General features: G+C 38.8%; 6 protein-coding genes, 1 pseudogene and 1 riboswitch. All 7 genes and pseudogenes read right to left on the bottom strand.

Features of this window, described 5'->3' with window-relative positions:
- Positions 1-302: pseudogene (locus E7276_RS11995) on the bottom strand (elongation factor P); the annotation flags it as partial.
- A gap of 175 nt (positions 303-477) precedes the next feature.
- On the bottom strand, positions 478-2,211 hold the full coding sequence (locus E7276_RS12000; protein WP_294217938.1) for a GGDEF and EAL domain-containing protein: 1,734 nt from the start codon (positions 2,209-2,211) through the stop codon (positions 478-480).
- A gap of 38 nt (positions 2,212-2,249) precedes the next feature.
- A complete protein-coding gene (locus tag E7276_RS12005; protein WP_294217940.1) occupies positions 2,250-3,572 on the bottom strand; it encodes a bifunctional folylpolyglutamate synthase/dihydrofolate synthase in 1,323 nt (440 codons plus the stop codon).
- Positions 3,559-4,074, bottom strand: a complete 516-nt coding sequence (locus tag E7276_RS12010; RefSeq protein WP_294217943.1) for a folate family ECF transporter S component — start codon at positions 4,072-4,074, stop codon at positions 3,559-3,561. Before E7276_RS12010 ends, E7276_RS12005 begins: the two co-directional genes overlap by 14 nt.
- Positions 4,075-4,143: 69 nt before the next feature.
- A riboswitch (THF riboswitch) is annotated at positions 4,144-4,239 on the bottom strand.
- 761 nt (positions 4,240-5,000) lie between these two features.
- Positions 5,001-6,620, bottom strand: coding sequence for a Na/Pi cotransporter family protein (locus E7276_RS12015; protein ID WP_294217944.1), 1,620 nt, complete (start codon positions 6,618-6,620; stop codon positions 5,001-5,003).
- A 127-nt stretch (positions 6,621-6,747) separates the two neighbouring features.
- Positions 6,748-7,980 carry a GTPase HflX gene (gene hflX, locus E7276_RS12020; protein WP_294217947.1) on the bottom strand — a complete coding sequence of 411 codons (1,233 nt, stop codon included), beginning with the start codon at positions 7,978-7,980 and terminating at the stop codon, positions 6,748-6,750.
- A gap of 161 nt (positions 7,981-8,141) precedes the next feature.
- Complete coding sequence (locus tag E7276_RS12025; RefSeq protein WP_294217950.1) at positions 8,142-11,702, bottom strand: choice-of-anchor L domain-containing protein; 3,561 nt, start codon at positions 11,700-11,702, stop codon at positions 8,142-8,144.
- Positions 11,703-11,741 lie beyond the last annotated feature (39 nt).

The following is an 11,741-nucleotide window of genomic DNA, read 5'->3' on the forward strand; positions in this document are numbered from 1 at the left end:
GCATCACCAATCTGGTCAGATGTAAGAGCTACCTGATCATATGTCTCAACATCCATGAAGTTGTAAAGCTCACCATCGTTGTAAAGATACTGCATATCCTTACGATCGATACGTGCTGCTGGGAACTTCTCTGTAGGACGGAAAGATGTTTCTGTAACACCGCCACCCTTGATATCCTTAAGCTTTGTACGAACGAAAGCTGCACCCTTACCTGGCTTTACATGCTGGAACTCGATAATCTGATAAACTTTGTTGTCCATCTCGATTGTCATACCGTTTCTAAAATCACCGGCTGTAATCATTATAAAATCCTCCTTAACAGGTACAAGGCACCGCTGCCTCATACATTTAATACAAACTAATATTGGGCATATAGCCACTCGTATTCATGATTATATAATAAAATAAAACATATTTCAAGATTTTCTAACCCAAAAGAACCGGGACTAATAAAGTCCCGGTCCGTAAGTTTTAGATTTATTCTGGAACTTCCCAACGATAACCCTTTTGATACATAGTATCTAATAGTTCATCAAGAGGCATTGGTTTTCCAAAGTAATAGCCTTGAGCTCTGTCACAACCAATCTCCTTTAAGAACTCATAGTTTTCTTCGCTCTCAACACCCTCACATAGTGGAGATATTCCCATCTCATTAGCTGCTCCAACCACATATTTAACAAGTGGCTTGGCCTTAGGACTATTGTCGATGCTACGAAGAAATGCCATATCAAGCTTCAATACATCAAATTCATAATTTGCGATAGAATTAAGTGATGAATATCCGCTTCCAAAATCGTCTATCCAAATTTCATATCCAGCATTTCGAATCTTTTTAACCGCTTCCTTGATTAATCCAGTATTATCATCAAATGCGCTCTCGGTAATCTCTATTTCAATCATATTTCGAGGCACATCATAAATCTCGGTGAAATCCTCTAACAGCTTAAATACATCGCAAACCTCAAAATCGAGGCGGGATATATTGACTGATACAGGAACCACAACCTCTCCAGAATCCTTAAGTGCACGATAATCCTGACATACTCTTTTTACCACATACTCATCCACAAAATGCATTAAATGGAAATACTCCAAGGTCTCTATAAAGTACGCCGGAGCAAGGATTCCATCTTTAGGATCAATCCATCTAACCAAAGCCTCGTAGCCACAAATATCTCCTGTAGCTACACGAATAATTGGTTGATAAAAAACTTTAATATAATCCTTGGCAATTGCCTCATCTATATGGTCTACAACAAACTGCTGCCTGCGAAGATTATCTCTTATAATATCATCATAGACGCAATAATTGACATCATGTCTGGTTTTAATGCTGTTACATGCAAGTCTTGCATGGTCGCATGCCAATCCTATCTCGCCTCTAGGATCATCCATGTAATAGATTCCAGCTTTTATTTTTACCTTCTTACTTAAATCCTCTGTAAGAAGCATTGATCGATAGACTTCTTCAACCTTTTCCTTTACTTCATGTCTAGGAATAGTCGTAAATACAACAAAATGGTCATCCGAAAATCTGGCAACTGTTGCACCGATAAATACTTCACGTATGGTTTTGCCTAATTCCTTCAACAATTCATCGCCCATTTTAAATCCTTGACGCTCATTGTATAACTTGAAATTAGGGATATCAAAATGAATAAAGGTTACTTCTTGGCGTCTTACATCTGGTGTTTCAAGCAGAGCCTGCACCTTGTTATAAAAATAGGCCATCGTAAGTAAACCAGTTAATTCATCTGTCTCTCTATTTGTTGCCAAAACTTCAGCTTCAGCATAGGAATTTCTGTTTTTATTTACATATTCATTCTCATCTACGTCAACGATGAAAACAAAATAATAGCTTTTTCCACTTGGCGAATGTAGTAAATGTCCAAAATCCTCGATATATTTAGTCTCACCCTTTTTGGTAATAATTCTGTATCTAACATAATCATGCCTTTTTTCAGCATACTTAGTCTGAGCTTCAATCTGATTTTCTATCTTGAAGAAATCATCAGGATGAATCATCCCTTTAAAGTTTCCACCAGTAAACTCCAAAAAATCCTCAAAAGAATCACAGCCAAACATCTCAATAATGTTTGGACCTGCATAGATTATTTTTTCATCTCCATAGGCCTCATATATGAAGAAACCACCAGGTAATCCCCTTGGAATCCGACCACTTGCTTCACTTTGGTAAAACTTATCGCTCATAGATACCCCCATTTATTGGATAGCTACAATTACACAATTCACCTATTCTTGTTGATTGTACCATTTAAATGTGAAAAATTATTATACGAATAGTATTTTTCTATTAAATAAAGCGAGCCGCAAATACAAAGCACCTCATCTTTTCGGACTAAATCTTTTATATTAGCCCCTTTTTCAAGTGCTACTGCATCTATCCCATATTGGCGTATTTTATCCACTAACTCTTTTTGGGTCATAGTTCGTTTATTAGGAACCTCTTCCACATAGCAGCGCTTCGCAATAGGCATAAGCTTTTCTAATATTATATCTACCTCTTTATCCTTAAGGATTCCCATAAGAAAAACAATTTTTTGATTTGGAAAATATTGCTCTAAGGATTGTCTCAGCACCTCAGCTCCTTGCCTGTTATGGCCACCATCCACAATTACATATGGATTTTCACCTGTAAGAGAAAATCTGCCAAACCATTTAGTACCCCTAATTCCCTCTGCTATGGCAGCATCAGAAATAGCATACCCTCTTTTTCTAAGCTGTTTTACAGCAAGAATAGCAAGAGCTGCATTATCCACCTGGTATGTTCCAAGTAGCGAGGTCTCATATTTTTCATCTAATTCAAACACTTGACCCTTAAGACTTCTACTTAAAACTTTTGGCTTTTGCCCATAAATTAAGTCCACCCCTATTCTCGCGGCAGCCTCTTCTAACACAGTGGAAACTTCTTTTTCCTGACTTGCAGAAACAACCACTGTGCCTGCCTTAATTATTCCTGCTTTTTCAGCAGCAATCTCTGCCAAGGTATTTCCCAATATAGACATGTGATCATAGCTTATAGGGGTAATTACTGTCACAATAGGTGCCGGTATAACATTGGTAGTATCAACTCTTCCGCCCATGCTCACTTCAAGAACAACCAAATCACATTTCATCTCCTTGAAATAAACAAAGCCCATCACAGTAAGAATTTCATATTCACTAGGGTAAATCCCTTTTGAAGCAAGCTCATCATAGGCAGGCTTCACCTCCGAGAAAATTTTTGCAAACTCATCATCTGATATTTCTTTACCATTCACAACAAACATCTCGTTATATCGAAACAAAAAAGGCGAAGCAAATGTTCCCACTTTAATCCCTGCCTTATCCAATACAGATGAAATATATGCCACAGTAGAGCCCTTACCATTGGTTCCTGCCACATGAACATATTTCAAATCATTATGAGGGTTTCCTAATTTTTCCAAAAGAGCCTGCTCAGCATCTAGCGAAAACATATCCTTTAGAGGAACCCCTGTATTTATCGGTGGTGCAAAATGAGGCAATTCCTCAAAAAAAGAAATTGCCTCTAAATAACTATATTTTTTCATAAAGTCTAACTCTCTCAAAAGCCTTTAACAATGTGTAGATCATAACAGTATTAACTACCAACATAATCAATTCTTTTGGTAGACGATACAAAATAGTATTCACATAGCCTAACTTAAGATAAAGCATATTAAGCCAAATACTATTCAATAAAATGCCTACAACTACAGTATTAACGACCTGCGATACAACGATTCTCTGCAATGTAGGTCTGTGCTTATAGAGAATCACTCCAAATATCACACCAGTCATCATACTACTGAATGTAAACCCAGGGAAAAATGGACCTGTAGGGTAAAGGAAAAATCCTCCTACATCCACAAGAATACCCATAATTCCTGCAATACCTGGTCCCAGCAACATACCTGCCACACACAATGGTATGAACGCAAATCGGATCTCAATAAATTGATTAATAGGCAACTTGAAATATCCAAGTACTATTCCGATTGCTGTTAGCATGGCTGCAACTGTAAGTGTCTTTGTGTCTCGTAATTTATTCATAAAAATACACCTCCTTTGCAGTCCCTATTGCTTACAAAGAAGGTGTAATTATATATACATTTCCTATGTAGCAGCGGGATGCGACCATAAAACCGCGGCATAACCTTCGTCCTGATGACAACTCCCTGTTCACCAAGCACTTTACGCTTTACAGTCTACTCTGCATTTCTAAATTTGCATCATTATACATCATAGTAGCACCCATAACAACCCCCATTTTATTCCTGCCTCCCCCCTCCTCTACTTTTACCCTTGCCCGCTCCATCTTCTCCCACTTGTTCCCTGCGCATCTAGCCCCTGCCCGCCGCCTGCCCCATCACCTCCATGGAATACTTCGCAAGAATATTTTGTTTTCCAAATATGCAAGTGTCGCATCTTTATTAGCATGTGTCTTTCTCATGTCTGTACAATTTTGAAAAAGGTATTTTATGGGCGGACACCAGAAACTATATTTAGTGCAACTCAGGCTCAGGGGGAATTGGGCGATTTTGGAATGAACCTAGAAAAATAAAAGCTGAATTATCAATATATTGGCATGCGTCGCTAGGACGGCGACGCAAGTGCGACACGCGACACGATGTCGTATAAAGCACGGTGCCAATATATGATAATCCAGCTTTGTAATTTTTCTTGGTGAATGTATTATGAGCCCAATTCCCCCTTGAGACCTGAGTTGTACCAATTGAGAATAACTAAAATGTCCGCCCAGCAAAAATACATTTTTCAAAATAGTTCATCCATAGAAAGACACATGCGGATGCTCCCTTTTGCATATTGGAAAACTACAATATTCGCGAAATTGTATTCCATGGAGGTGATGGGGCAGGCGGCGGGCAGGGGCTAGATGCGCAGTGGAAATTTTACATAGATGGGGCGGGCAAGGGTATTTCAAACATAAGGGCTGGAGGCAGAAAAAGAGCACCCTGTTATGGGTGCTCTTTGAGTGCGTATGCAATATTGATAGCGTGGTCGGCGCATCGCTCTAGGTCAGTGACCATATCGGAGAAGATGACACCTGCGATTGGTTCGCATTTATTTTCCATGAGTCTCTCAACGTGGTGATTGATGAGCTGTTTCTCTTGTTTGTCAACCTTGGACTCAAGCTTTTCGATTTTTGGAAGATTCTCGTAGTTTTCAGAGGTAAAGATGTCGATGGCAAGTTCAACCTCTTCCATTGAGTTTTCAGCCATTTCCTTAAGTTCCTTGGCTGCCTTTTTGGAAAGCTTAGTCTTTTTGTTTTTCATACGTGTTGCATATTCAATGATGTTTTCCGCATGATCTGAGATACGTTCTATATCAGTAACTGCAATTGTGATTGCAGATATTCTACGAAGATTCTCAGCAGATAAGTTCAATGTTTGGAGCTTTACCATTGCATCCTGAATTGCATGATTAAGGATGTTTACGGTTTCTTCACGCTCCTCTACATCCTCGACCTTTTCAGGTGAGTAATCAAAGAAGCAGTCGATTGCCTTTTCGAAGTTTTCTGCTGCAATGGCACCCATTCTAGCTGCCTCAAGCTGAGCCTGATGAATAGCCATGTTTGGTGGTACATTGTTTACCTGAGTCATAAATACAAGCTGACGATCCTCTGCTGCTCTTGTCTCCTCTGGGAGCTCAGGAATGAATGTATATGTAAGCTTGATAATGTAATCTGTGATAGGGAAAATCAAGCATACTGCGATTATAGCAAAAATTGTATGTGTGTTAGCTATCTGACGTCCTGGATCAGTAGATGTAGACTGAATCCAATCTAATAGCGGTGTAACATTTATAATTATTACGATAAGTATTGCTCTCGTAATGTTAAATAGTAAGTTTAGAATCGCTGAACGTTTACCATTTCTATTAGCTGTAAGTGCAGCCAAAAGGTTAGGTGTAACAGAACCGATGGCAGCACCAATTACCAAGTATACAGCAATGTCATAATCAAGGATTCCCTGAACAACAAATGCCTGGAAGATAACTGTTGAAGATGATGACGACTGAAGTAATGCAGTAAATGCTATACCAAATAAAAGTGCTAAAAATGGATTACGTAAAGTTGTAAGGAAATTTACAAATACCTCTGATTTTGAAAGCGGTGCAATAGCAGCCTTCATAATGGTAATACCCTGAAAGAGCATACCAAATCCCATAACTACAGAACCAATATGCTTTACTAAATTGTTCTTCATGAACAAGTACATTACTGCACCAGCAAAAAGTAATAATGGTGTAAATGTAGCAATATTAAAAGCTGTAATCTGTGCTGTGATTGTAGTACCAATATTGGCACCAAGGATAACTCCAATAGCCTGAGCTAAGGTCATCATTCCGGAATTAACGAAACCAATAACCATAACGTCAGTGGCTGATGAGCTCTGAACGAGAACCGTCATTGCGATTCCCACAAGAACAGCTACTAATTTGTTTGTAGTAGCCTTTTCTAAGATTATCTGAAGATTGTCACCGCAACTATTTTTAAGGCCTGTGGACATAATAGACATACCAAACAAGAATAAGCCCACTCCACCTAGCAGTGATAAGAATTGTGCAATTGTCATTTCATTCTCCTTCTACCGTACTTCCCCTTCATGAGAAGTAAAATTCTTTTCCTTTTCACTTTTGTCCGAAGATAGTTTAACATGACAAGTAAAGAATGTCTAAGTTTTTCGTAAATTTCTATGTATTTTATATGTATGCCTTAATAAAAATGCCATCTTCACGATATTCTTCTGATATTAACTCACCATTTTCACGAATTTTTGCAATACTACCTGCTTCTGAATAAGGCACAAGCTTCTCAATGTACTCTTTGCCATCTCGTAATAATTCTGCGAGAATCTCACGTACTCTATCAAGCCCCTTTCCATTTTTAACCGATGTATGTACCGTGTAGTCGGCTCGCAAATCATGATAATCATGTTCGTCAGCCACCTTGTCAACCTTGTTAAATATAGTAACAACAGGCTTGTTACAAACGCCAAGCTTGTCCAAGGTCTCATATACGATTTCCATCTGGCGGTCCATTTGTGGATTGCTAACATCAACCACATGAATTATGAAATCAGCATATTTTGCTTCCTCAAGCGTGCTCTTAAATGCATCTACCAAATGATGAGGAAGCTTTCTAATGAAGCCTACTGTATCTGTAAGCAAAATCTTTTGATCATTATCCAAAAGTAATTCTCTAGTGGTAGGATCAAGTGTTGCAAACAATGCATCCCACTCTAGAATATTGGCATCTGTCATTTTATTTAAAAACGAAGATTTACCTGCATTTGTATATCCTACTATGGCAGCAACAGGAACTCCGTTTCGCTGTCTTTTACTTCTGGTGATTTCACGATGGCTTACCACATCTGCAAGCTCTTTTTTCAGCTGTGTAATACGTCCAGATATAAGACGTTTATCCATCTCCAGCTTTTTCTCACCTGGACCTCTAGTACCGATAGCACCACCGCCTCCTGCTGCAGTACCACCAACACGGGACATATTTTTACCAAAACCAGTAAGACGAGTCATCTCATAACGCAACTGAGCCAGCTCTACCTGAATCTTTCCCTCAGCAGTACCTGCTCTAGCTGCAAAAATATCAAGGATAATAAGCGTCCTATCCATTACCTTTGTATCTAATGCATCAGCAAGATTTCGCATCTGAGCAGGAGTGAGCTCATCATCGCAAACAATGCCTGTTGCCCCTGTCTCCCATATCAAATCTGCAATCTCATCTACCTTTCCAGTACCAACATATGTACCGGGATTTCTTCTCTCAAGATTTTGCATAATCTGTCCAACCACCTGAGCACCTGCTGTCTCACAAAGTTCTTCCAGCTCATGCAGTGAATCCCATGCTTCAGCTTCATCCCCTTCGTTTACTGCAACTAATATAACTTTTTCTATAATTTTTTCTGTATTTACCATGTATCTATTTCCTAATTTTAATCTAGGGCATGCCCTACCATTTTTATAATAACATTATTTCCCATAATTTTGTCAAAATATCTATGAACAAAGTGCAAGTGCCTCCCATAAAGGGAGGCACCTGTTGTTTAGAATTAAATTTATTTATACTTCAGAGGAGACTATTTAGTCTCTTGTCCTGCAGCATCTTTTACCGTATATGTCATAATAGCAAGAGCAATAATACCAATTACCAATGCTATTAAATCGAAGCTACATGTTCCAAATCTTGAAAGGATAAACATAGCTACCGCATCTACTGCATCTACTGCATAAACTGCACCACGTTTTCTACGTCCAACATAAATTCCTGCAACTCCAACAATTGCTACAAAAAGAATAATCCAATGGATGTAGCATACATGATCGAGTTCTACTGTTGAAACCACTGCCTGTGGGTCCTCATATAATAAGGCATATGTTGAGAACTGACCTGTTGAAATAGTTATTGTATTAGGGTCATCATCTGTATCATAAAGTAATGTGCTTTTGCCTTCGTGGGCTCTCATGATGTAATATGTATCAGATAATCCTAAGTACTGCTCAGGAATACTAATTACAATATCGATAGGGTCTGTATCTGTTACTTGGTTCCAATCTTCTTCATCAAGTCTGAAGAACATGCTTATATCGAGATAATCTGCCATTGTAAGAGCTGGCAACTCTTCTGAATAAGACACAACACCATCATCGATAACCTGTCTATCAAGTTCCGGAACAGTTTCCGTATCTATAGGTGTAACTTCTACCTTGATCTCAAGAATGCTGCCCGCTGCAACTGCTGCTCTCTGCTCCGGTGTAAGAATTGAGTTTGCTACTGCTGCTGCATCTGCAAGACTTGCACTTCTCTCTTCATTACCCTTATACTCAAGCGTTACGATAACTGAACCTTCGCCAATGACATATGCTATAGGTCTATCTGTAACTGGAACTGATTCCATATTATCAAGGCTTTCAGCCTGGATAATTTCACCACCTGATTCGTTAAGTTTATCTAGCAACTTCTGCTTGGTTTCATCTGACACATTACCCCAGATATCGCCACGATCGATAATATTTCCAAGGCCTATTGCATTGTCATCTTCTATCACATCGTCTTTTTCTGTTGGTTTTGGTTCAGGTTCTCTATCCCTTACAGGCTCCTCTTCGGTGCGAACTGTTAAATCTGTTGGTTCTTCTGTAGGAACGATTTCATCTGTAGGCTCTGTTGTTGTAATTGGAGGATAATACTTATGAGTTGAACCTCCACCACCTGATGGTGTATTTGGTGTTGGATTTGATTGATCCTCTTGTTTTTTTCCTTCATTGTTTGGATTAAAACTAAGTGATCCACCCTCAATAAATACATATGAGTTATACCCTGTATCTCCACAGTCACAAATAACAAATTTTAATATTACATGATCACCTATATTTACTGGTATTTGCGCATTAAAAACATTTGATATACCATTCAAAGCCGATGATTCTTTCCCAGTCATTACAATTGATGTTTTATGGAAGAATGTATGTTGGCATGAATCTATATCTGTACTACCACCATTACTCATTTCTGTTCCAGATTCACCTGCTCGTAAGTTTACTATTGTTACTGGTACTTGTGATCCATCTGTTCTTGTAAGCTGAGCAATATTTTTATATGGTTCATTGTTAACCTTTACATATAATCCAAATGCATCGTTAAAATTAGAAGACTGGTCAAACTCTCTTGATGCAAATGCATAATTGAAATTAAGGAGATTTCCCTCCGCCACCATCTCAAATTCAAGTGAGGATGTATCTCCGCCATAATCATAATTCCAAGACGCTACATCAGCTGACAGCTGTGGGTCTTGTTCATTGTTTGCAACCTGGCCACTTGTATCTAATACGATACCTTGAGAAATGCCTATATCATCATCACCATTAGAAAATGTATATACTGTTCCTGTTTTCTTAGCATTTGTTGCTGTAATGCCATCACTTAATACAAGATTTACTAATGACTCTGCACTCTTGCCATTATCATCGTCATATTTTAACGAACCATCTTGAACATCCACCTGGCTATCTGTAACAGGAATTTCATGCGTAACTCCATCGACAACTACTGTTAGTGTTTCAAGTGATGTAAATGGATTAACTGCTGCTACTCTCCAGTTGTTTCTTATATAGTAAACATTGAACAAATCAGGATTACTGCTATATGCTTCAGTTACTTCACCGTCTATGCCAAATGTTTCAAGTATTTCAGATAAATAAACTTCTGAATTTCCATCCAGTACGTACTGTTTGTCATTATATGTGAACTCAACTGTATAGAATGAGAAGCCTGTGGTTTCTGCTTCTACAGTATTGTTTATATTCTGTGTATCTAACTTTTCAGCTTCAGGATTATCTGGATTTTCATCAGTAATATGATAAATATCAGCCTCTAAAAGTTCGTTATTTGCCTCTTCAAGTGCGAAAGAAACAGTTACCGTGCCCTTTGTTGTATCTGGCTGAATCTCGTTTCCTGCTGCGTCAACAACCTTAATGTCAAATGTATAAGAAGCTGCTACGTCCTCTGATTCGCGCTCTGACTCAACTGCTTCTTCTGCTATAGCTGTCTCGACCTCAGTTGCACTTCTTGCTGAAAGTGTTGCTCCCTCAGGGAATACTCCCTTGTCAGCCTTTACTGTAATAAGGACTCCATCGACTACTACACTCTGCACAAATTCAGAAGTCTCATCTGCTGTGCCAATAATTACTGTAATTACTGGGAGACTAGCATTAACTTTATATTCTCCAGGAATATTTGGTACATAAACATACTTTGCACCTTCGATAGAAGAATCAAATGTACTTCCTGTACTTCTCTCAGGATCTAATGACCATGAGATTCCCGAAATCATAACTTCTGCTGAAGTTGTAATTGTCTCTACCCTATATGTAGGCTCTGCTGTTGGAGCTAATTCTTCTGCATCTTCAATCTCTGCAGCCTGTGCAACCATTGCTGGAAATAATAAATCTACTACAAATGCCACAGGATCACTTCCGTTATCCTCTGAAGGTGCAGCTGACTCTGCTGATGGTGCTGCTTCTACTGGTGTAGCCTCTGTTGAATCTACTGTAGGTTCAGCTGCTTCTGTAGTATCGGTTGTCTCTGTTACTTTCTCAACAACTGTTTCCTCAGTAGCCTCTGTTGTCTCACCATCAACGTTTTCTTCTACTACTTCCTGGTCTGATTCTGGTACGAGTACTTCCTCAACTTCTTCATTCTCAGGATTCTCTTCTGATTCAACTACTTCCTCTGTAGTAGGAGCGTCTGATTCAACATCTACTGTCTCCTCAACCATCTCTTCTTCAAGAATTTCTTCCTCAAGGACTTCTTCTTCAATTAATACTTCCTTATATGTTTCAACTGTAGCATTAATTGAATCTGGGAATACGATATCTGATTCAGAAGCGCCAAATGTCAAGTGCTGTACAGCAACTTCTTCATCAATACTGCCTATTGCAGTAATGTAACGCTCTCCAACTGTGTTCTCTGCATAAAGCGCAGGAGAACTAAATCCTAATGTGAAAACTGTAGCAAACGCTACGAGAAGTGCGATTGTACGATAAATTATATTATCACGTACAACCATTTTCTTTGCGCTTTTTAATAAAGCCTTTCCAGCGCATCTAAGAAGGTCTTTTTTTGATATATTTCCTTTACCCATAAGCACCCCCTGTAAAAAAATAACCTGCTCTCATACTAG

The organism is Pseudobutyrivibrio sp. (assembly GCF_015057185.1).
Taxonomy (GTDB): domain Bacteria; phylum Bacillota; class Clostridia; order Lachnospirales; family Lachnospiraceae; genus Pseudobutyrivibrio.

Bases quoted from the DNA above. Each gene is read 5' to 3' on its own strand.
- E7276_RS12015 (WP_294217944.1), bottom strand. From the start codon at position 6,620: ATGACAATTGCACAATTCTTATCACTGCTAGGTGGAGTGGGCTTATTC.
- E7276_RS12005 (WP_294217940.1), bottom strand. From the start codon at position 3,572: ATGAAAAAATATAGTTATTTAGAGGCAATTTCTTTTTTTGAGGAATTG.
- E7276_RS12025 (WP_294217950.1), bottom strand. From the start codon at position 11,702: ATGGGTAAAGGAAATATATCAAAAAAAGACCTTCTTAGATGCGCTGGA.
- E7276_RS12010 (WP_294217943.1), bottom strand. From the start codon at position 4,074: ATGAATAAATTACGAGACACAAAGACACTTACAGTTGCAGCCATGCTA.
- E7276_RS12000 (WP_294217938.1), bottom strand. From the start codon at position 2,211: ATGAGCGATAAGTTTTACCAAAGTGAAGCAAGTGGTCGGATTCCAAGG.
- hflX (WP_294217947.1), bottom strand. From the start codon at position 7,980: ATGGTAAATACAGAAAAAATTATAGAAAAAGTTATATTAGTTGCAGTA.